The 20,563-nt window shown below is 72.2% G+C and carries 16 protein-coding genes; 8 read left to right on the top strand and 8 right to left on the bottom strand.

Annotation, left to right across the window (positions count from 1 at the left end; all coding sequences use genetic code 11):
- Positions 1 to 14 precede the first annotated feature (14 nt).
- The 5 genes from J5Y04_RS19740 to J5Y04_RS19760 form a co-directional block, all read right to left on the bottom strand.
- Positions 15 to 1,244: an acyltransferase gene (locus J5Y04_RS19740; protein ID WP_209413395.1), complete on the bottom strand. Its 1,230-nt coding sequence runs from the start codon at positions 1,242 to 1,244 to the stop codon at positions 15 to 17.
- A gap of 124 nt (positions 1,245 to 1,368) precedes the next feature.
- Positions 1,369 to 2,511, bottom strand: coding sequence for an alpha/beta hydrolase (locus tag J5Y04_RS19745; RefSeq protein ID WP_209413396.1), 1,143 nt, complete (start codon positions 2,509 to 2,511; stop codon positions 1,369 to 1,371).
- Positions 2,512 to 2,630: 119 nt separating this feature from the next.
- The gene (locus tag J5Y04_RS19750) at positions 2,631 to 3,305 is read right to left on the bottom strand and encodes a response regulator transcription factor (RefSeq protein ID WP_209413397.1); all 675 of its coding nucleotides are present in this window, start codon (positions 3,303 to 3,305) and stop codon (positions 2,631 to 2,633) included.
- Entirely contained in the window at positions 3,302 to 4,621 is a 1,320-nt protein-coding gene (locus J5Y04_RS19755; protein WP_209413398.1) for a sensor histidine kinase, read from the bottom strand. The genes J5Y04_RS19750 and J5Y04_RS19755 overlap by 4 nt, the downstream gene beginning before the upstream one ends.
- Before the next feature lie 84 nt (positions 4,622 to 4,705).
- Positions 4,706 to 5,416: a TetR family transcriptional regulator gene (locus tag J5Y04_RS19760; RefSeq protein WP_209413399.1), complete on the bottom strand. Its 711-nt coding sequence runs from the start codon at positions 5,414 to 5,416 to the stop codon at positions 4,706 to 4,708.
- A 371-nt stretch (positions 5,417 to 5,787) separates the two neighbouring features.
- Here J5Y04_RS19760 and J5Y04_RS19765 point away from each other — a divergent pair, with 371 nt between their 5' ends.
- On the top strand, positions 5,788 to 7,272 hold the full coding sequence (locus J5Y04_RS19765; RefSeq protein ID WP_374106058.1) for an MFS transporter: 1,485 nt from the start codon (positions 5,788 to 5,790) through the stop codon (positions 7,270 to 7,272).
- A gap of 158 nt (positions 7,273 to 7,430) precedes the next feature.
- On the opposite strand, the gene aceE is transcribed toward J5Y04_RS19765, so the two are convergent.
- Entirely contained in the window at positions 7,431 to 10,181 is a 2,751-nt protein-coding gene (aceE, locus tag J5Y04_RS19770; RefSeq protein ID WP_209413401.1) for a pyruvate dehydrogenase (acetyl-transferring), homodimeric type, read from the bottom strand.
- 516 nt (positions 10,182 to 10,697) lie between these two features.
- Here aceE and J5Y04_RS19775 point away from each other — a divergent pair.
- The 5 genes from J5Y04_RS19775 to J5Y04_RS19795 all read left to right on the top strand — a co-directional run bounded on the left by J5Y04_RS19775 (position 10,698) and on the right by J5Y04_RS19795 (position 14,639).
- On the top strand, positions 10,698 to 11,132 hold the full coding sequence (locus J5Y04_RS19775) for a DUF3052 domain-containing protein (protein ID WP_209413402.1): 435 nt from the start codon (positions 10,698 to 10,700) through the stop codon (positions 11,130 to 11,132).
- 316 nt (positions 11,133 to 11,448) lie between these two features.
- Positions 11,449 to 11,907 carry a peroxiredoxin gene (locus J5Y04_RS19780; RefSeq protein WP_209413403.1) on the top strand — a complete coding sequence of 153 codons (459 nt, stop codon included), beginning with the start codon at positions 11,449 to 11,451 and terminating at the stop codon, positions 11,905 to 11,907.
- 197 nt (positions 11,908 to 12,104) lie between these two features.
- Positions 12,105 to 12,680, top strand: coding sequence for a TerD family protein (locus J5Y04_RS19785; protein WP_148645286.1), 576 nt, complete (start codon positions 12,105 to 12,107; stop codon positions 12,678 to 12,680).
- Between the two features lie 210 nt (positions 12,681 to 12,890).
- Complete coding sequence (locus J5Y04_RS19790) at positions 12,891 to 13,466, top strand: TerD family protein (RefSeq protein WP_209413404.1); 576 nt, start codon at positions 12,891 to 12,893, stop codon at positions 13,464 to 13,466.
- Between the two features lie 69 nt (positions 13,467 to 13,535).
- Entirely contained in the window at positions 13,536 to 14,639 is a 1,104-nt protein-coding gene (locus J5Y04_RS19795; RefSeq protein WP_148645288.1) for a DUF475 domain-containing protein, read from the top strand.
- A gap of 139 nt (positions 14,640 to 14,778) precedes the next feature.
- Here J5Y04_RS19795 and J5Y04_RS19800 read toward each other — a convergent pair whose 3' ends face one another.
- Positions 14,779 to 16,029, bottom strand: a complete 1,251-nt coding sequence (locus tag J5Y04_RS19800) for a DUF2637 domain-containing protein (protein ID WP_209413405.1) — start codon at positions 16,027 to 16,029, stop codon at positions 14,779 to 14,781.
- A 403-nt stretch (positions 16,030 to 16,432) separates the two neighbouring features.
- Here J5Y04_RS19800 and J5Y04_RS19805 point away from each other — a divergent pair, with 403 nt between their 5' ends.
- Complete coding sequence (locus tag J5Y04_RS19805; protein WP_209413406.1) at positions 16,433 to 17,191, top strand: Tellurium resistance; 759 nt, start codon at positions 16,433 to 16,435, stop codon at positions 17,189 to 17,191.
- 228 nt (positions 17,192 to 17,419) lie between these two features.
- Here J5Y04_RS19805 and J5Y04_RS19810 read toward each other — a convergent pair whose 3' ends face one another.
- On the bottom strand, positions 17,420 to 18,532 hold the full coding sequence (locus J5Y04_RS19810; RefSeq protein WP_209413407.1) for a TerD family protein: 1,113 nt from the start codon (positions 18,530 to 18,532) through the stop codon (positions 17,420 to 17,422).
- 576 nt (positions 18,533 to 19,108) lie between these two features.
- Here J5Y04_RS19810 and J5Y04_RS19815 point away from each other — a divergent pair.
- Positions 19,109 to 20,416: an HpcH/HpaI aldolase/citrate lyase family protein gene (locus J5Y04_RS19815; protein ID WP_209413408.1), complete on the top strand. Its 1,308-nt coding sequence runs from the start codon at positions 19,109 to 19,111 to the stop codon at positions 20,414 to 20,416.
- Positions 20,417 to 20,563 lie beyond the last annotated feature (147 nt).

The following is a 20,563-nucleotide window of genomic DNA, read 5'->3' on the forward strand; positions in this document are numbered from 1 at the left end:
CGCCGGGTGCCCGATCAGACCACGCCCAGCGCGTACGCGGCGAACAGCGCGGCCGCGGCGCCGGCCGCCGCCTTCCAGCTGCGCGAGAACGCCGTCCACGGGCCGTCGAAGCGGCGGGTGAACCATCCGATGCCGACCAGCACGGCGCCGAACAGCGGAAGCAGCGCCAGCCGGGCGGCCACCCAGCCGAGCGAGTCGGGGGCGCCGGTCAGCCCGGGCACCGTGCCGAGGGCGGCCGCGCCGGGAACGGCGACGGCGAGCATCGCGCTCTGGTGCCAGCAGAAGATCGTCATCGCCGAGAGGTTGACCACCACCACCGGGAGCCAGAGCATCGGACGGCGCTTCAGCAGCCGGCCGAGCCGTTCGCGCAGCAGCACCGCGGCGCCGCACTGCAGCGCGGCCAGCGCCAGCACCAGCAGGGACGGCGGGTGCGAGTTGGTCCGCTCGGCGCCGGGCACGCCGACCATGCTCGCCGGGTAGTGGAAGACCAGCAGCAGCACGGCGAACAGCGCGCCGCCGCCGAACAGCAGCAGCCGCGCCGCCGGGCGGCCGAGCCGCCCCCGCGCCCAGAGCACGCCCAGCTGGTAGCCGAAGAGCCAGCCCGGCAGGATGTTCAGCAGCCCGACCCAGGACGGCACCGCCTCGGCCCAGGGGCCGTACCGGAGCAGGTCGACCACGGCGACCACGGCGGCCAGGATCCCGGCCGACCAGCCGCGCAGCCGCCGGGCGGCGGCGACGCAGAGCGGGGTGAGCGCGGTCAGCCCCAGGTAGACACCGATGTACCAGAGCGGTTGGACCACCAGCACCGAGCCGGTCCGGACGGTGTCGCCCGGGACGCCGAGCCGGTCCAGCACCGGGATCAGCAGCGCCCAGACGGCCGTCACCCCGAGCACCGGGCGCAGCAACCGGACGGCGCGCCCGCGCAGCCAGCCCGCGTACCCGCCCCCCTTGGCCCGGGCCCGTTCCAGCGAGCGGACCGAGGAGTGGCCGCCGACGAGGAAGAAGACGCCGAGCATCTGGAGCACCCAGCTGGCCGGGGCGAGGAAGCCGAGCGAGCCGAGCGGGCTGGCGTTGTGCAGCGCGCCGTCGGCGGAGAGGGTGAAGCCGCCGAGCATCCAGTGCCCGAACGGCACCGCGAGCAGGGCGATTGCGCGCAGGCCGTCCAGGGCGCGGTCGCGGGTCTCGGGGGTGCGGGCGTCGATCTGGTCGGCGGCGCGGCGCAGGGCGGTGAGGGGGTGGGCCATGGCGGGTCTCCGTTCGCGGGGCGGCGGGGGTGGCGGGGGTGGCGGGGTGGCGGTGTGGTGCGGGGTGGGTCGCGTCGGTGTTGCGCGGCCTCGCCGGTTAGCGGTTGCAGCGGGTGCGGCGGCTTCAGCGGCCGAGGGCGACGGCGGCGCAGGCCGCCAACGAGGCGGTGCCGGGGACGAGGTAGCCGGCGTGGCCGTGGGATCCGGTGGCCGGGAGCGGGCGGGCGCCGAAGCCGGGGGCGGTCGGGTCGGCGCCGTGGCCGAGGCCCAGGAGCGAGACGTTGGGCACGTTGCCGATCCAGTCGGAGCCGTTGCGCTCGACGGCCCAGAGCGGCACCCGGGGATCGAGCTCGGCCGCCGAGCCGACGCCCATCCCGGGGGAGCCGAGCACCACCACGCCGGAGGTCTGCTGCGGTCCGAGCCCGGCCAGCCCGCAGACCACCGAGCCGTAGCTGTGGCAGAACACGGTGGCGGGTGCCGCGGGGGCGGAGGAGACGGCGAGGCCGTCGAGCAGCCGGGACAGCCGCTGCGCCCCGGCGTGGGCGAGCGTCTCGGTGGCGGCGTCCGGGCCGACGCCGACCGGGGTGGTGTAGCCGGCCCAGGCGATCACGGCGCTCTCCCGGTTGGTGGCCTCGTACAGGGCCCGGGCCATCCCGGCCGGGGCGCCGTACGGATCGCCCTGCCGGTCGTAGTCGTGCAGGTCGACGTCGGAGCCGGGGACGATCACGGCCGTCCGGCGGGCGGTGGCCAGGTCGCCGTAGACCTCGGCGACCTGGCCGCGGCCGCGCGGGTCGAAGGCGAGGATCTGCCGGCCGCCGTCCAGCAGCGTGCGGTAGCGCTCGGCGCGGTCGCGGGCGGCGGCGTGGTCCTGCGGGGTGAGTGCCGGGTCGGCGGCGCGGGCCAGCTGGCGGTCGCGCTCCCCGGCCAGCGCCAGCGCGTTGGCCCGGTAGCGGAGCCGGACGGGGGCGCCGTCCAGGTTGCCGGTCACCAGCGGGTGGCGGACGGCGAGCGCGTCCTGCTGGGCGGCGGGCAGCCGCTCGAAGAAAGCGGCGACCTCGGCGGGGGAGGCGGTCGCCGGGTCGGGCAGCCGCAGGCCCAGGGTGGTGTCCGCGACCCAGGCCGCGCTGCCGGGCGGCGGCCCGGTGACCGCCTGCTGGGTGTCGGCGGACCAGCCGCCCGCGCCCAGGACGGCGGCCAGCGCCACCGCGGCGGCGGCGACCGCCCGCCGGAACCGCCGGGGCCTGTGGTGGGTGCGCGGCTGCCGCATCTCGTTCTCTCCTCGTCCGTTCGGTCTCGACGGAGAGGAAGGTAGAAATACGACGGCCCCGCGTTCGTCACACCGCGGGGCCAACTCCCGGGTACTACCCGGGTATCACACGACCTGGTTCACTGGCCCGGCGTCACCAGTCCGGACTCGTAGGCGAGGACCACCGCCTGGGCGCGGTCGCGCAGGCCGAGCTTGGCGAGGATGCGGCCGATGTGGGTCTTGACGGTCTGTTCGGCGAGCACCAGCCCGGCGGCGATCTCCTGGTTGGAGAGGCCGCGGGCGATCAGCTCCAGGACCTCCGTCTCCCGCGGGGTCAGGCCGTTGAGCCGCACCTTGGGGTCGCGGCGCCTGGCCGGCTTGTTCCGGGCGAACTCCTCGATGAGCCGGCGCGTCACCGAGGGGGCGAGCAGCGCCTCGCCGGCCGCGACGACCCGGACGGCGGCGATGAGGTCGGCCGGGGGCGCGTCCTTGAGCAGGAAGCCGCTCGCCCCGGCACGCAGCGCCTCGTACACGTAGTCGTCCACGTCGAAGGTGGTGAGCATCAGCACCTTCGGGCGGTGGGCGCCGGGGACGGCCGGGTCGAGCAGCCGGCGGGCCGCCTCCAGGCCGTCCATGCCGGGCATCCGGACGTCCATCAGCACCACGTCGGGGTGGGAGGCGCCGCTCACCTCCAGGGCCTGCGCGCCGTCCGCCGCGTCGCCGACCACGTCGATGTCGCTCTGGGCGTTCAGCAGGGCGGCGAAGCCGGCCCTCACCATCGCCTGGTCGTCGACGATGATCACGCGGATGGTCATGCGGGTTTCCCCCCGGGGGTGTCGAGCGGCAGGACGGCGGCCACCTTGAAGCCGCCGTCGGGCAGCGGGCCGGTGTCCAGCCTGCCATCCAGCAGCCGTACGCGTTCGCGCATTCCGACAAGGCCCTGGCCGGTCCCCTCGGCCGAGGCCTCCAGCGACTCGGTGCGCGCCGGCGGGGCGCCGTTCACCACGGTGACCTTCAGGCCCTGGTCGTCGACGGCCAGCGAGACCCACGTCTGGGCGCCCGGCGCGTGCCGCACGACGTTGGCCAGTGCCTCCTGCACGATCCGGTAGACGGAGAGGTCGACCGCCGGGGGGAGGGTGCCGGCCAGCTGGGGCGGCGTGACCAGCTCGGCCGGCACCCCGGCCCGCCCCACCGTCTCGACCAGCTGGGCCAGTTGCCCGACCCCCGGCTGCGGAGCCTTCTCGGCGGCCGACTCCTCGCTGCGCAGCACGCCCAGCAGCCGCCGCATCTCGGCGAGCGACTCGCGGGCGGTGCCGGCGACGGCGGAGAACTCCTCGGCGGCCGCCGCCGGGACCTCGGGAATCCGGTACGGGGCGCTGGCCGCCTGCACGGCGATCACCGACATGTGGTGGGCGACCACGTCGTGCAGCTCACGGGCGATCCGGGCGCGTTCCTCCAGCAGGGTGCGCCGCTCGCGCTCGGCCTCGCTGATGTGCTCCTGCTCGGCGAGCAGCCGTTGGGCCTCGGCCCGTTCGCGCAGGGCCCCGCCGAGTACCAGCACGACACCGGAGAGAGCCGCCAGCAGCAGGGTGTTGTCGCCGCCGAACCGGCTGCCGGCGATCGCCGACAGCAGGAGGCTGGTGGCACCGGTGACCAGCCAGACGGAGACCAGGGTGCGCCGGGGTTCGCGGAGTGCGAGCGGCAGCATCAGGAAGAGGTAGCCCACCAGGCTGGTGGCGGGCCAGGGCCAGACGGAGGAGGTCTCCCTCCCGGTGGTGAGGATCAGCAGGGAGGTGAGCAGTTCGGCGCCGCCGATGATCCACCAGGCGGGCAGCGGGCGGCTCACCGCCAGCAGCAGCGGCACGGTCTGCGCGACGGCGAGCCCCGCGGCCAGGCCGCCGTTGAGCCCGTAGTCGCTGCTGAGGACGTTGATCGAGCTGGGCAGCAGCGAGGAGATCGCCGCCACCGCGAAGACGTAGGGCAGGTAGCGGATCCAGGGGCGGGCGACGTGGGCCAGCAGCGGGGTGTGGTCGGCGGAGGGGCGGGTGAGCGGGGCGAGCAGTGCCAGCAGGGCGGGCACGGCGGGCGGCCGGCCGCCGCCCCGGGCCGGTTCGGTGGTCGGATCGATCATCCCGTCAGCGTAGGCGGGGCGGGGAGCCGCGGCGTGCTACCAGGGGCTGGATCCGGCCGTAGTACCCCGGTATGACACGGGGCCTCAGCTGCGCCAGTCGCCGGCCAACGCCGGCCCCAGCTGGTCGAAGTAACGACCGATCAGGGCGATCATGCCGTCCGGGCCGGACTCCTCCTGGTCGGCGGTCCAGGAAAGGTGGGCCGCGCGCAGCACGCTGCCGAAGACCGCGGCGACCACCGTGGGGCGCAGGTCCTCGGCCGGATCCAGTCCCTCGCGGGCGGCGATCACCTGGGCCACCACCCGTTCCTGCTCGGTGACCCGGCACAGGTGGGCGGCGAGCAGGGTGGGCGACTCCTCGATCATCGCGATCAGCTCCAGCGCGCTGGTGACCGAGCCCGGGCCGGTGTGCAGCGGGGAGCCGAGCTCGCGCCAGGACTCCACGATGGCGGCCCGCAGCGCCTGGATCGGGTTCTCCTCGGCGGGGCGCCGGCGCAGCTGGTCGATGAAGTAGTCCTCGGCGTCGGCCAGGACGGCGAGCGCGACCTCGTCCTTGTTGGCGAAGTAGCGGAAGAAGGTCCGCTGGGAGACGTCGACGGCGGCGGCGATCTCGTCCACGGTCGTCCGGGTGAAGCCCTGGCTCAGGAAGAGCCGGTGGGCGGCCTCGATCAGGGCGTCCCGGGTCTGCTGCTTCTTGCGCTCGCGCAGGCCCGGGCCGGTGCCGTCGGCGGTCCCGTCGCGTCCGGCGGGTCGTCCGGCCGCCGGGGCGGGGGCGGCGGGCTGGGGCTGAGCGGCCATGGCGGGGCCTTCCGGGCGGTGGGTGCGGCTGAGGTGCAGGGGCACAACTGTAGCGGTCTGACAAATGTCAGCGAACAACATGAGACAGTTCGGGACATCAGTCAGCTATTGGCACAAGTCAGTGTTTGCCGAATGGCAGTCACTGACATAATCTCCGAGCGTGGCGCCCGACGGCCGGGTAACTCGTGGGGACGGGTGGCCGGGGCGCCACGCCCATGCCAGTCCCACCGCCATGCCCCCGGAGGGCCCAGATGAGCCAGTCCGTCGTCAAGAGCGCCGAGGCGGACGTCCCGCCGCAGCGCAAGCCCCCGGCCGGGAGGCGCCTCCAGGGGCACCCCTGGCTGACCCTGCTGACCGTCGCCGTCGGCGTGATGATGGTCGCCCTGGACGGGACGATCGTCGCGATCGCCAACCCCGTCATCCAGGCCGACCTCAAGGCCGCGCCCTCTGAGATCCAGTGGGTCACCAGCGGGTACCTGCTCGCCCTGGCGGTCTTCCTGATCACCGCCGGCAAGATCGGCGACCGGTTCGGCCACAAGACGACCTTCCTGGTCGGCGCGGTCGGCTTCGCCGCCACCTCGGCCGCGATCGGCTTCGCCACCAACATCCAGACGGTGATCGCCTTCCGCGTCCTCCAGGGCCTGTTCGGCGCGCTGCTCCAGCCGGCCGCGCTCGGCCTGCTGCGCGGGGCGTTCCCGGCCGAGCGGCTCAACATGGCGATCGGCATCTGGGGCGGCGTGATCGGCGCCTCCACCGCGGCCGGCCCGATCGTCGGCGGCCTGCTGGTCGAGCACGTCAACTGGGAGTCGGTGTTCTTCATCAACATCCCGGTCGGCCTGATCGCGCTGGCCCTGGGCGTCTGGATCCTCAAGGACGTCCGGGCCGAGAACGCGGCCAAGTCCTTCGACGTCCCCGGCATCGTGCTGCTCTCGGTGGCGATGTTCGCGCTGGTCTTCGGCATCATCAAGGCCCCCGAGTGGGGCTGGGGCGACACCCGCACCGTCCTGCTCCTCGGCGGGGCGGTGGTCCTGATGGCGCTCTTCGCGCTCTGGCAGGGCAAGGCCCGCGAGCCGCTGATCCCGCTCAGCCTGTTCCGCTCGCTGCCCCTGTCGGCCGGCACCCTGCTGATGGTGCTGATGGCGTTCTCGTTCTTCGGCGCGATCTTCTTCGTGACCTTCTACCTGCAGAACGTCCACGGGATGTCGCCCGTCTCGGCCGGCGTCCACCTGCTGCCGATGACCGGCATGATGATCGTCGGTTCGCCGCTCGCGGGCCTGGCCATCGGCAAGCTGGGCCCGCGGATCCCGATCGTGGCCGGCATGCTGATCACGACCACCGCGATGTTCGGCATGTCCACCCTGGACGCGGGCTCCGGCACCGGCGTGATGTCGCTCTGGTTCGTGCTGATGGGCCTGGGCATCAGCCCGGTCATGGTCGGCGCCACCGAGGTGATCGTCGGCAACGCCCCGCTGGAGCTCTCCGGCGTGGCGGGCGGCCTCCAGCAGGCCGCCATGCAGGTCGGCGGCAGCCTGGGCACCGCCGTCCTGGGTGCGCTGATGGCCGCGAGGGTCACCGACGTGCTGCCCGGGAACTGGGCCGAGGCCGGCCTGCCGCCGGTCGAGGGCGCCCAGGCCGAGGGCCTCAACCAGGCGGCCCAGCTCGGCATCGCCCCGCCCGCCCCGGCCGGCACCCCGCAGCAGGCCGTCGACGCGATGGCCGGCGCCGTCCACGACTCCTTCGTCAGCGGCATGTCGCTCGCCTTCGCGGTCGCCTCGGTGGTGGCCTTCGCCGCCGCCCTCCTCGGCCTCCTCACCCGCCGCGGTGCCACGGACGCCGGCCCCGCCGTGCACATCTGATCCACCGCGCGCCCGACGGCGGCCCCGGACTCGGCGGAGTCCGGGGCCGCTCCCGTTCTCCCGGGCCCGCCGGGCCGGTCCGGGGCGGGCCCGGGAACGGCGAAGGGCCGGACCCCCCGGGTGGGGAGGTCCGGCCCTCAGCGGCCTTCAGACGGCTGTCAGGCGTCGCCGCCGGCGGCGCCCGGGTCGGCCGCCGCCACGTCGAGCAGCTGGTAGCGGTCGATCGCGTCCTTCAGGGCGCTGCGGTCGATCTTGCCCTGCTTGGCGAGCTCGGTGAGCACGGCGAGGACGACCGACTGGGCGTCGATGTGGAAGAAGCGACGGGCCGCGCCACGGGTGTCGGCGAAGCCGAAGCCGTCGGCGCCCAGCGACTGGTACTGGCCCGGCACCCAGCGCGAGATCTGGTCCGGCACGGCGCGCATCCAGTCGGAGACGGCGACGAACGGGCCCTCGGCGCCCTGGAGCTTCTGCGTCACGTACGGGACGCGCTGCTGCTCCTCGGGGTGCAGGAGGTTGAACTCCTCGGTCTCCACCGCGTCGCGGCGCAGCTCGTTCCAGGAGGTCGCGGACCAGACGTCGGCCTTGACGTTCCACTCCTCGGCGAGGATGCGCTGGGCCTCCAGGGCCCACGGCACCGCCACGCCGGAGGCGAGGATCTGGGCCGGGATCTGGCCGGCGGCGCCGGGGGCGTACCGGTACAGACCCTTGAGGATGCCCTCGACGTCGACGTTCTCCGGCTCGGCCGGCATCTTGATCGGCTCGTTGTAGACGGTCATGTAGTAGAAGACGTCCTCGCCGTGCGGGTGCTCCGCCGACGAGCCGTACATCCGCCGCAGGCCGTCCTGGACGATGTGCGCGATCTCGAAGCCGTACGCCGGGTCGTACGCGACGACGCCCGGGTTGGTCGAGGCCAGCAGCTGCGAGTGGCCGTCGGCGTGCTGCAGGCCCTCACCGGTCAGCGTGGTGCGGCCGGCGGTGGCGCCGATCACGAACCCGCGGGCCAGCTGGTCGGCCATCTGCCAGAACTGGTCGCCGGTGCGCTGGAACCCGAACATCGAGTAGAAGACGTACACCGGGATCAGCGGCTCGCCGTGGGTCGCGTAGGACGAACCCGCGGCGATCAGCGAGGCGGTGCAGCCGGCCTCGGAGATGCCGTCGTGCAGCATCTGCCCGGTCGGCGACTCCTTGTACGCCAGCAGCAGCTCGCGGTCGACCGACTCGTAGGTCTGGCCGAGCGGGTTGTAGATCTTCGCCGACGGGAAGAGCGAGTCCATGCCGAAGGTGCGGTACTCGTCCGGTGCGATCGGCACGAAGCGGTTGCCGATGCCCTTGTCGCGCATCAGGTCCTTGAGCACCCGGACGAACGCCATGGTGGTGGCGATGGTCTGGTTGCCGGAGCCCTTCTTGACCGCCTTGTACGCGTCGTCGCCCGGGAGCTCCAGCTGCCGCGGCCGCACCTTGCGGGTCGGCACGTAGCCGCCCAGCTCCTTGCGGCGGTCGTGCATGTACTGGATCTCCTCCGAGTCACGGCCCGGGTGGTAGTAGGGCGGGTAGCCCTCCTCCAGCTGCTTGTCCGTGATCGGGATGTGCAGGCGGTCGCGGAAGCGCTTGAGGTCCTCGACCGTCAGCTTCTTCATCTGGTGGGTCGCGTTGCGGCCCTCGAAGTTGGGGCCGAGCGTCCAGCCCTTGACCGTCTGGGCGAGGATGACCGTCGGCTGGCCCTTGTGCTCGCGGGCGGCCTTGAACGCCGCGTACACCTTGGCGTGGTCGTGACCGCCGCGACCCAGGTGCTGGATCTGCTGGTCGGTCATGTTCTCGACCATCTTGCGCAGCCGCAGGTCGCCGCCGAAGAAGTTCTCGCGGATGTACGCGCCGGTCTCGGTGGCGTAGGTCTGGAACTGGCCGTCCACCGTGGTGTTCAGCTTGTTCACCAGGACGCCGTCGCGGTCCTGCGCGAGCAGCGGGTCCCAGCTGCGGTCCCAGACGAGCTTGATCACGTTCCAGCCGGCGCCGCGGAACTGCGACTCCAGCTCCTGGATGATCTTGCCGTTGCCGCGGACCGGGCCGTCCAGGCGCTGCAGGTTGCAGTTGACCACGAAGGTCAGGTTGTCCAGGCCCTCGCGCGCGGCGAGCGACAGCTGGCCGAGCGACTCCGGCTCGTCCATCTCGCCGTCGCCGAGGAAGGCGTAGACGTGCGACTGGGAGGTGTCCTTGATGCCGCGGTGCTCCAGGTACCGGTTCATCCGGGCCTGGTAGATCGCGCCGAGCGGGCCGAGGCCCATCGAGACGGTCGGGAACTCCCAGAAGTCCGGCATCAGCCGCGGGTGCGGGTAGCTGGAGAGGCCGTACGGGGCCTTCGACTTCTCCTGGCGGAAGGCGTCGAGCTGCTGCTCGGTCAGCCGGTCCAGGAGGAAGGCGCGGGCGTAGATGCCGGGGGAGGCGTGACCCTGGAAGAAGATCTGGTCACCGGACTCGCCCTCGGCGTCCTTGCCGCGGAAGAAGTAGTTGAAGCCGACGTCGTAGAGCGACGCGGAGGAGGCGAAGGTGGCGATGTGACCGCCCACGCCGATGCCCGGGCGCTGGGCGCGCGAAACCATGACGGCCGCGTTCCAACGGGTGGCGTTGAGGACCTTGCGCTCGATCTCCTCGTTACCGGGGAAGAAGGGCTCGTCCTTGGTGGCGATGGTGTTGACGTAGTCCGTGCTGCGCATCTCGGGTACGGCGACACGCTTCTCGCGGGCGCGCTCGATCAGGCGGAGCATCAGGTAGCGGGCACGCTCGCGCCCCCGCTCGTCGATGGCCGCGTCGAGCGACTCCAGCCATTCCGCGGTCTCCTCGGGATCGAAGTCCGGGACCTGACTCGGAAGGCCGCCAATGATGATCGGGTTGCGATCGGATCCGGAAGCCACGCTGTTCCTTCACTGTCGGTCGAAACTGAGGTGTGTCGCGCCGCCTCCATCGTGCTACCGCGCTCGGAGATCCGTCATCTCTACCGATCGGTAACCGTTCCGCCTGGTGGGCGGTACGGTCTGGCGGCGTGCGGAACAGGCGCTGTTGCCTGTGCCGCGCACCACCGGGTGTTACGAACAGAGGTGGTCCGACCTGGTTGCCCGGCCGCCCGATGGCGGGCGGTCGGGGTGAGGGCCAACAGGAGACTCTACGCCCGCGCACGCGCGGACCCGAATGCCGTTCGCATCTCGGGCACGCGTACGGCCTGTGGACCGGGACCACCCGAAGCATCCTTGTCCCACGCAGAGAAGGGCAAATCGGTGTGATTCGCGACACCTCGACCGGCGTGTCCCCCTGCGACACGTCAACCTTTGGAGGGGATCGGGGGTCGGGTACTTGCGCGAACCGCCGCGCCCGTGTGGACTACGGCCACAGCCTCGGCATGGATGCCGGGCCAAATACTGGAGGTTATTCCCGTGAGCGCGACCGCGGACCCCGCGGACAAGTCCAACCCGGCGCACCGTCTCGCTTTCGAGGCGGGCCAGATCATCCAGGAGCTGGGGTACGACGACGACACTGACCAGGAACTCCGCGAAGGAATCGAGGAGCTCACCGGGACGGATCTCGTCGACGAGGACTACGACGACGTCGCCGACGCCGTCCTGCTGTGGCACCGCGACGACGACGGGGATCTGACCGACGCCCTCGTCGACGCCCTGGAGTACCTGGCCGAGGGCGGCCTCATCTGGCTGCTGACGCCCAAGACCGGCCGCGACGGCCACATCGAGGCCTCGGACATCGCCGACGCGGCCCGGACCGCCGGCCTCTCCCAGACCAGCTCGATCGCGATCGCCAAGGACTGGGCCGCCACCCGCCTGGCGACCAAGGCGACGAAGGCGGGCAAGCGCTGAGCGCCCCGACGAACCGGTCCGGGGCCTGAGCCGCGGACCGGGGTCGGACCCCGTCGGAGGAGACTCCGGCGGGGTCCGGCCGTTTTCGCCGCCCCGTCCGGCCCCGTTCCCGGCCTGCTTCCGGCCGGCCCTGGTGCGCCCCGGTCCGCCCTGATCCGACCCGGCTTTCGCGGGGGAGGTGCGTTCGCTCAGGGCGAACGCGTCCGCCCGGCAGGCCGGCGGCCTCACCCGTCCGGCCGAACCGGTGTCAACGGATGCGAAAATGGCGACCGCCGCGCCCGCTGCGCGGCCCGGTCGCGTCAGAAAGGTCCCACCCATGGCCATCGAGGTCGGCACCGAGGCCCCGGACTTCGAGCTGAGGAACCAGCACGGCGAGCCGGTCAGGCTCTCCGACTTCCGGGGCGGGCAGAACGTCGTCCTGGTCTTCTACCCGTTCGCCTTCACCGGGGTCTGCACCGGCGAGCTCGGCGCGATCCAGAAGGAACTGCCGCGGCTGCAGAACGACGACGTGCAGGTGCTCGGCGTCTCCAGCGACTCGCCGTTCACCCAGCGCGTCTTCGCCGAGCAGGAGGGCCTGGAGTTCCCGCTGCTCTCCGACTTCTGGCCGCACGGCGAGGTCGCCCGCGCCTACGGCGTCCTCGACGAGCAGAAGGGCTGCGCCGTCCGCGGCACCTTCGTGATCGACAAGGCCGGCACGGTCCGCTGGAGCGTCGTCAACGACCTGCCGGACGCCCGTGACGAGCAGGAGTACCTGAAGGTCCTCGGCTCGCTCTGAGGCCCCCCTCCCCGCCCGCGCGGGACCGGCCCGGCCGAGATTCGAACAGCCACGCCGGTCCCGTTCCCTGCCCAGGACGGGAACCCCGCACTACGATCGGTCCGTTGGCTGGTCAGAGGGCCGGGGGCAACCGCCGCCGGTGTCTCGGACCGCACCACGGGGGCACCACGGAGTGCCTCCCGAATCTTGGAGGACAAGTGGGTGTCAGCCTGAGCAAGGGCGGCAATGTCTCGCTCACCAAGGAGGCCCCCGGCCTGACCGCCGTGGTCGTCGGCCTCGGCTGGGACGTCCGTACCACCACCGGCACGGACTTCGACCTGGACGCCAGCGCCCTGCTCTGCAACGACCAGGGCAAGGTCGGCACGGACGGCAACTTCGTCTTCTTCAACAACCTGAAGAGCCCCGACGGCTCGGTCGAGCACACCGGCGACAACCTGACCGGTGAGGGCGAGGGCGACGACGAGCAGATCAAGGTCAACCTGGCCACCGTCCCGGCGGACGTGTCCAAGATCGTCTTCCCGGTCTCCATCTACGACGCCGAGAACCGGACCCAGAACTTCGGCCAGGTCCGCAACGCGTTCATCCGCGTGGTGAACCAGGCCGACAACAAGGAGCTGGCCCGGTACGACCTCTCCGAGGACGCCTCCACCGAGACCGCGATGGTCTTCGGCGAGCTCTACCGCAACGGCGCCGAGTGGAAGTTCCGCGCCATCGGCCAGGGCTACGCCTCCGGCCTGCGCGGCATCGCCCAGGACTTCGGCGTCAACGTCTGAGCCTGGCGGCAGGCCCTGGCGGCCTGACGGAGCACCACCGGCCGGGGCGGCCGCGGACGCATGGCGTCGGCGGCCGCCCCGGCTTCGCGTTGTCCCGGCGCACTGGAAGGATAGGAGTTCAGGAAGTTCAGCCGGCCGGAAGAGGCCGGGCGGGGCCACGGGGGAATAGACCTGAGATGCGCCCCGGAGGCAAAGGGAGGAAGGACAGCGATGAGTGTCACGCTCGCCAAGGGTGGAAACGTCTCGCTCACCAAGGCCGCGCCGAACCTGACGCAGGTGCAGGTCGGGCTCGGCTGGGATGCCCGCTCGACCACCGGGGCGCCGTTCGACCTCGACGCCAGTGCGCTGCTCTGCTCGGGAGGGCGGGTGCTCGGCGACGAGTACTTCGTCTTCTACAACAACCTGAAGAGCCCCGAGGGCTCGGTCGAGCACACCGGCGACAACCTCACCGGTGACGGCGACGGCGACGACGAGGTCGTGCTGGTCAACCTGGACCTCGTCCCGCCGCAGGTGGACAAGGTGGTCTTCCCGGTGTCGATCTACGACGCCGAGTCGCGGCTGCAGAACTTCGGCCAGGTGCGCAACGCGTACATCCGCGTGGTCAACTCCGTGGACGGACAGGAGATCGCGCGCTACGACCTGACCGAGGACGCGTCCAGCGAGACCGCGATGATCTTCGGCGAGCTGTACCGCTACGCGGGGGAGTGGAAGTTCCGGGCGGTGGGCCAGGGTTACGCCTCGGGCCTGCGCGGCATTGCCCTCGATTTCGGCGTAAACGTACAGTAAAGGCGCGATACCCGCCCGCGGCGCATTCGCCGCAGGGGGCGCCATGAACTCGAAAGGTAACCAAGTCCCGTGTTCCTCCGCACATTCGGCTGGTCATTCGCGATCACCGTCATCGGGCTGATCGCAGCCGGCCTGCTCTGGGGAGCCGAGGGATTCGGCATTGTGCTGATCCTCTCCGTCCTGGAGATCTCCCTGTCGTTCGACAACGCGGTGGTCAACGCCACGGTGTTGAAGCGGATGAACCCGTACTGGCAGAAGATCTTCCTCACCGTCGGTGTGCTGATCGCCGTCTTCGGCATGCGGCTGATCTTCCCCCTGCTGGTGGTCGGCCTCACCGCACACCTCAGCCCGGCCACGGTCATCGACCTGGCGCTGCACTCGGACAAGACCTACGAAGGCCTGACGTACGCCCAGTACCTGGAGGCCGCCAACCCGGCCATCGCGGCCTTCGGCGGCGTCTTCCTGCTGATGATCTTCCTCGACTTCATCTTCGAGGAGAAGGACTACAACTGGCTGGCCTGGATCGAGCGTCCGCTGGAGAAGGTCGGCAAGCTGGACGCCTTCTCGACGGTCGTCGCGCTGGTCACGCTGCTGCTGGCGTCCAACTTCTTCGCGGGTGAGCACGCCGAGACGGTGCTGCTCGCCGGTGTGCTCGGCCTGGTCACCTACCTCTCCGTGAACGGCCTCTCCTCGGTCTTCGAGGCGGGCCTGGAGGAGGAGGCCGAGAAGGAGGAGGAAGCCGAGAAGACCGGCAAGTCCATCGTCCAGGTCGGCGGGAAGGCGGCGTTCTTCCTCTTCATGTACCTGGAGGTCCTGGACGCGTCGTTCTCCTTCGACGGCGTCGTCGGCGCGTTCGCCATCTCCAGCGACATCTTCCAGATCACCCTGGGCCTCGGCATCGGCGCGATGTACATCCGTTCGCTGACCGTCTTCCTGGTCCGCAAGGGCACCCTGGACGACTACGTCTACCTGGAGCACGGCGCGCACTACGCGATCGGCGCGCTCTCGGTGATCCTGCTGGTCGGCATCGAGTACCACATCCCGGAGATCGTCACCGGCCTGATCGGCGTGGCCTTCATCGGCCTCGCGCTCGGTTCGTCCATCCTCCGCAACCGCCGCGAGGCCGCCGCGGGCGGGGGCGAGGAACGGGAGCTGGTCAGCACCGGTAAGTAGCAGGACCGGCACGTAGCAGAGCCGGTTGCGGCAGGTCCGCCCGCGGTGCCCGGTGGCGCCACGGCGGAAACGGAACGGCCGCCCCCTTCGGTGAGAAGGGGGCGGCCGTTCGGCGTTCTCGGGGCGCTGCCCCCGGTGGCTAGCCCAGCTGCTGCTCGATGGCGCGCAGCTTGCGCTCCAGCGAGTCCAGCTTGGGCATCGACAGGGTGTCGTCGTCGGCCGTCAGGTCGATGGACGAGCTGCGGTAGGACGAGGACGAGGAGCTGCTGCTGCGGTACGACTCGTCGGAGGAACCGAACGAGGAGGAGGAGCCGTACGAGGAGCCCGAGTCGTAGGAGGAACCCGAGCCGAAGGAGGAGCCCGAGTCGTAGGAGGAACCCGAGGAGGACGAGCCGAGCGACGAGGACCTGAGCGACGAGGATCCGACGGCGGCGCGCGGGCGGCGGCCGGTCTCCAGGGCGCTCAGCGGGGCGGGCTCCAGCGAGGAGGCGGCGTTCTGGGTGGTGGCGTCGGCGTCAGCGGCTAGGGCAGGCTCCGTAGCGCTCGGGCCGTCGCCGGCAGCGGTGAGCGCGGGCACCTGGCGGCCACCACGGGCCCGGGCGAGCATGCCGCCCTGGCGGGAGATGGCCTTGAGCTCGGCGCGCTCGCGGCGGTCGGCGCTACGGGCACGCAGCTTGGCGGCCTCCTTGGCCTGGCGCTCCTCGCGCACCTCCTCGACCGCCTCGTCCAGGCTGCGGACGTTCTCCAGCAGCATCAGCGACCAGGCCGCGTAGGTCTCGCGGGGGGCGCGCAGCCAGCGCACGATGCGGATCTGCGGCAGCGGGCGCGGCACGAGGCCCTGCTCGCGGAGCGCGGCCTTGCGGGTCTGCTTCAGCGCCCGGTCGAACAGGATCGCGGCCGAGATCGACATGCCGGAGAAGAACTGCGGGGCGCCGTCGTGCGACACGCCGCGCGGGGCGTGGACCCAGTTGAACCAGGCCGAGGCGATCGCGAAGACCCAGACCAGCAGGCGCGAACCGAGCGCCGCGTCACCGTGGCTGGCCTCGCGCACGGCGAGCACCGAGCAGAACATCGCCGCGCCGTCCAGGCCGAACGGGACGAGGTACTCCCAGCCGTTGGAGAGACCCAGGTTCTCCTTGCCGAAGCCCACCAGGCCGTGGAACGACAGCGCGGCCGCGACGCCGGCGCAGCAGAACAGCAGGACGTAGGAGGAGATCCCGTAGATCATCTCCTTGCGCCGACGGCGCTCCTCGCTGCGCTCCCAGGAGTCGCCCGAGTCCTCGGTCTTGCCGGTGTTCTTGAAGCGCAGCGTCGCCACCAGGATGGCGGTGAACAGCAGGGCTGCGCCGCCGATGACGGTCCAGACCAGCTGTATGGAGGTCAGGTTCATTGCGGGTCGGGCCTCGGGTTTCCGCAGGGGACAGGGGGCACATGGACACAGGCGGTCAGGTTCCCTCCCCGGGACCGGGCCTGACGGTGCGTCGTTGCTCTCGGCGCGCCCGTCCCACCCGGGCAAGGGGGCGGACGGGACACCTGTGCGGCTAGACGATATCGCGTCCGAAGGGGCGGCATGTTACGGGAGGGGAGCTTCGACCGGTCAACCGACCCGCCGGTGCCGGTCGTCGGCGGGCTCCCCGGTGGTGCCCGCCGGTGGTGCCCGCCGGTGTTCGGGGTATGGGGACGGGTAGCGAGCCCGCCGGTTGGGAAGTTCGGCTACCCGGCGGGCGGGCTGATGCCCGATCATGGAGCGGTGGTCCGTCAGATCGACTGGCGGTACCAGGGGGAGGACTGGGATGGCCTCGATTTGGGAGTACCTGCGCGGGGAGCGGAACACCCTCGACCCGGGCGGGCAGCACAAGGTCACGCTCACCAAGTCGACGCCGCAGCACGCGATCACCGGGGCTGCGGCCACCACCGGTTACCTCTACGTCAACCTGCACTGGACCACCCGGATAGGAGCCCCGCGCCCGTCCGGCCGGGACACCCTCAAGCGTTTGTTCAGCCCGCGCATCCTCAGCCCGATGGAGCCGGACTCCCAGCAGGCGGCGCAGGTCAACGTCGACCTCGACCTGGCCTGCCTGTACGAGCTCTCCGACGGCAGCCGCGGCGTGGTCCAGCCGCTCGGCGGCCTCTTCGGCGACCTCCAGCGGGTCCCCTACATCAAGCTCAGCGGCGACGATCAGTACGGGGCGCCCTCCGGGGAGACGATGTACGTCAACCTGGAGAAGAAGGACCAGTTCAAGCGGCTGCTGATCTTCGTCTACATCTACGACGGCACGCCCGCGTTCGAGCAGGCCAACGCGGTGGTGACGATCGTGCCGCAGACCGGCCCGCGCATCGAGATCAAGCTGGAGGAGCGGGCCGCGGCGGCGCGCTCGTGCGCGGTGGTGCTGATCGAGAACACCGGGGACAACACGCTGACGGTCCGGCGCGAGGTGCGGTACGTCAACGGGTTCCAGGCGGACATCGACCGGCTTTACGGCTTCGGGATGCAGTGGCAGCGCGGGTACAAGGGCGCTTCGGGGTCCTCGGGCCCTTCGGGGCCGGAGTAGGGGCGTAGGCGGGGCTCAGGCAGGCAGACGGGGGCGGGCGGGGGCGCGTCGGGGCGGGCAGGGGCGCGGTTGTGCCGTCGTGCGCCGGCACGCCGGGTGCTGGTACGGGCGCGCCGGGGCGCCGGGTGTCACGGGCGCGGGGGCGCTGGCGCGTCGGGTGTCGTCACGGGTGGCCGGAGGGCCGGAGGGCCGGGTGACCGGGGCGGTTGCCCCGGCCGGACCCGGTGCTCAGCGCGGCTGGAACTGCGGGCCCTGCGGCGGCAGTGCGAACTCCTCGGTGGCGGCCGGGGGCTGCTGGGGCTGTGGGCCGGTGTTCGGCTGGGGGTAGCCGTAGCCGCCGGCCTGCTGGGGCTGCTGCGGGGCCTGCGGTTGCTGGGGGTAGCCGTAGCCGGGAGGCGGCTGGTTGGGCGCCTGCTGGGGCTGGGGGTAGGGCTGCGGCTGCGGGTAGCCGTATCCGGAGCGCGGGGCCTGCGGCGGGTAGCCGTAACCCCCCTGCTGCTGCGGTGCGGCGTGCTGCGGGGCCGGCTGGGGGTAGCCGTACGCCGGCTGCCGGGTCGGGGGAGCCGGTGGCGCCGGTGGGACGGTCGGCGGCATGGTGGGCGGGGCCGTCGGCGGCGGGGGCGTGTTGGCGGGCACGGCCGGTGCCGCCGTGGGCGGCTGGGGGACGGCCGGGGCCAGGGTGAACGTGCCGGGCTCGGCCCGGCCGGCCGGCCGCGGGTCCGGTACCGCGGTGCGAGGGTCCACCGCGGGGGCGGCCGGAGCGGCGGACCCCGCGGCCACGGAGGCGGCCGCGTCGTCCTCGACGGTGATGCCGAAGTCGGTCGCCAGGCCGATCAGCCCCGAGGCGTACCCCTGGCCGACGGCCCGGAACTTCCAGGATCCGGCCCGGCGGTAGAGCTCGCCCGCGACGAGCGCGGTGACGTCGTCGGCCTCCGGGATCGCGAACTCGGCGAGCGCCGGCGCGCCCTCGCCGCCGGCGGCGTCGAAGAGCAGTACCCGCAGCCCGGTCACCGAGCGGAACGAACCGCCCTCGGAGGAACCGGCCAGTACCACCCGGTCCACCTCGGGTGGCAGCTTGCCGATCTCGACCTCGACGGTGTCGGCGATCTCGGTGCCGCCGGACGTCTGCTGCTTGGGCAGATGGCGCACCAGACCGGTGGGGTGGCGCGGCTGGTTGTAGAAGACGAAGTCTGCATCCGAACGGACCCTGCCGTCCGCGCCGAGCAGCAGCGCGGAAGCGTCCACGTCCGGCGCACCGGGCGTGGCGCTCCAGCGCAGCACGGCGCGGACCGCCGCCACCGGCAGTGCGATGTTGGCGCCCTTGGCCATCACGTGCGTCATAGCCGACCATCCTGCCTGTTCGCCACCCCTTCGGACAACGTGACCGAAGGTGGTGAAACGGTGGGACTTTGCCAACGCTTGCGCTTTGTGAAGCGGAGGGTAACCTTCCGAGAATTCGATGTTTCGGAACCACATTCGACCGGAAGTCGTCCGTACGATTGGCGGCCAGGGGCCTCCGGGGGGTCCGGCAGGGGGGTGTCAGACGCGCGAGCCCGGGAACGACTGTGCCTGGCGGGTCGGTTAACCATGGTGAGGCCCCGCACTCCGGGGCCGGGTCCGACCGCCCCCTCCGCCCCGGCGTCCTGTATCCAGCTCGCCCCCCTCCGCCCGCCCCGCCCCGAGCCAGACCGCCGCCGCCCGCCCCCTGCCCGACCGCCCCGGCGCACCCGGGCACCGCACCGCCCACCCGCCCGGGTTGCCTGCCCGAGCATCCCGTCTCATCCGCTGAGCCCCGCCTCACCCGCCGAGCCCTTTCGCGCCTGCCCGAGTCCCGCCGCCCCCGCCGAGCCTTTTCGCACCCGTCGAGTCCTTTCGCACCCGCCCAGACCGGCGGCCGCAACCCCTGAGGAGAGCACCATGCGCCATTTCGGCCACCTCGCCGACGACGTACGCGGCCGGCTCTTCCTCGAACAGCCCCGGGCCTTCTCCCCGGACAGCGAGGCGGACGTGCTGGCCACCGCGCTCGGTGCGACCCTCTACAGCCCGGCCACCAGGCCCACCCTGGGGGCGGACATCCGCAAGCAGGCGGCCCGGGGCGTGGTCTCGATGGTGCTCTGCCTGGAGGACTCGATCGCCGACCACGAGGTGACCGCGGCGGAGGCCAACCTGGTCGCGCAGCTCGGCGAGCTGTCCCGCGAGCAGTCCCACGAGCTGGCGGGCGAGCTGTCCCGCGAGCGGTCGGGCGGGCAGTCCGGCGAGCGGTCGGGCGGGGGTGCGGAGGCCTTCGGGGTCGCCCCCCGGGATACCCCGGAAGCCGCTCATATCTCCACCGGTTGCACACAGGACCTGCCCCTTCTCTTCATCCGAGTGCGCACCGCCTCCCAGATCACCGACCTCGCCGGCCGGCTCGGCCCGGCGATCGGGCTGCTCACCGGTTTCGTGCTGCCGAAGTTCACCGACGAGAACGGCGGCGCGTACCTGGAGGCCCTCGCCGCCGCCGAGGCCGCCACCGGCCGCCGGCTCTTCGCGATGCCGGTCCTGGAGTCCCCCGAGCTCGCCCACCTGGAGACCCGCCGCGAGCAGCTCTTCGGCATCGCCCGGCTGCTCGACAAGTACCGCGGACGCGTCCTCGCCGTCCGCCTCGGCGTCACCGACCTCTGCTCCGCGTACGGCCTGCGCCGCTCGCCCGACCTGACCGCGTACGACGTGGCCCTGGTCGCGGCCGTGATCGGGGACGTGGTCAACGTGCTCGGCCGGGCCGACGGCACCGGGTTCACCGTGACCGGGCCGGTCTGGGAGTACTTCCCGGTCCAGGAGCGGATGTTCAAGCCCCAGCTGCGCCGCACCCCGTTCGCCGAGGCCGAGCCCTCCGGGGAGGCCGTCCGGCAGCGGATCATCGAGCACGACCTGGACGGCCTGATCCGCGAGTTCGAGCTGGACCGGGCCAACGGCCTGCTCGGCAAGACCTGCATCCACCCGAGCCACGTCCCCGCCGTGCACGCCCTCTCGGTGGTCACGCACGAGGAGTACTCCGACGCCCGGGACATCCTCGACCGGGAGCGCCACGGCGGCGGGGTGCTGCGTTCGGCGTACACCAACAAGATGAACGAGGCCAAGCCCCACCGGGCCTGGGCGGAGCGGGTGCTGCTGCGCGCCGAGGTGTTCGGGGTGGCCCGGGAGGACGTCAGCTTCGCGGAGCTGCTCTCGGCCTGCCTCTGTGGCTGAGGACGGTACCCGCCGTGCCCGCGCCACCCGTCCCGGCCGGCCCAACCCGCAGTACCCGTCCGCAGCACCGCACGGCCCGGACGACCCGAGTGGCCCGAGTGGCCCGTCCGGACGGAACGGCCCGCACGACCCGTACGGCCCGCATGA

It is taken from the genome of Kitasatospora sp. RG8, assembly GCF_017813315.1.
In the GTDB taxonomy this organism is placed as follows: domain Bacteria; phylum Actinomycetota; class Actinomycetes; order Streptomycetales; family Streptomycetaceae; genus Kitasatospora.

Coding starts and splice junctions, on each gene's coding strand:
- J5Y04_RS19740 (WP_209413395.1), bottom strand. CDS start 1,244: ATGGCCCACCCCCTCACCGCCCTGCGCCGCGCCGCCGACCAGATCGAC.
- J5Y04_RS19745 (WP_209413396.1), bottom strand. CDS start 2,511: ATGCGGCAGCCGCGCACCCACCACAGGCCCCGGCGGTTCCGGCGGGCG.
- J5Y04_RS19750 (WP_209413397.1), bottom strand. CDS start 3,305: ATGACCATCCGCGTGATCATCGTCGACGACCAGGCGATGGTGAGGGCC.
- J5Y04_RS19755 (WP_209413398.1), bottom strand. CDS start 4,621: ATGATCGATCCGACCACCGAACCGGCCCGGGGCGGCGGCCGGCCGCCC.
- J5Y04_RS19760 (WP_209413399.1), bottom strand. CDS start 5,416: ATGGCCGCTCAGCCCCAGCCCGCCGCCCCCGCCCCGGCGGCCGGACGA.
- J5Y04_RS19765 (WP_374106058.1), top strand. CDS start 5,788: ATGATGGTCGCCCTGGACGGGACGATCGTCGCGATCGCCAACCCCGTC.
- J5Y04_RS19780 (WP_209413403.1), top strand. CDS start 11,449: ATGGCCATCGAGGTCGGCACCGAGGCCCCGGACTTCGAGCTGAGGAAC.
- J5Y04_RS19790 (WP_209413404.1), top strand. CDS start 12,891: ATGAGTGTCACGCTCGCCAAGGGTGGAAACGTCTCGCTCACCAAGGCC.
- J5Y04_RS19800 (WP_209413405.1), bottom strand. CDS start 16,029: ATGAACCTGACCTCCATACAGCTGGTCTGGACCGTCATCGGCGGCGCA.
- J5Y04_RS19805 (WP_209413406.1), top strand. CDS start 16,433: ATGGCCTCGATTTGGGAGTACCTGCGCGGGGAGCGGAACACCCTCGAC.
- J5Y04_RS19810 (WP_209413407.1), bottom strand. CDS start 18,532: ATGACGCACGTGATGGCCAAGGGCGCCAACATCGCACTGCCGGTGGCG.
- J5Y04_RS19815 (WP_209413408.1), top strand. CDS start 19,109: ATGCGCCATTTCGGCCACCTCGCCGACGACGTACGCGGCCGGCTCTTC.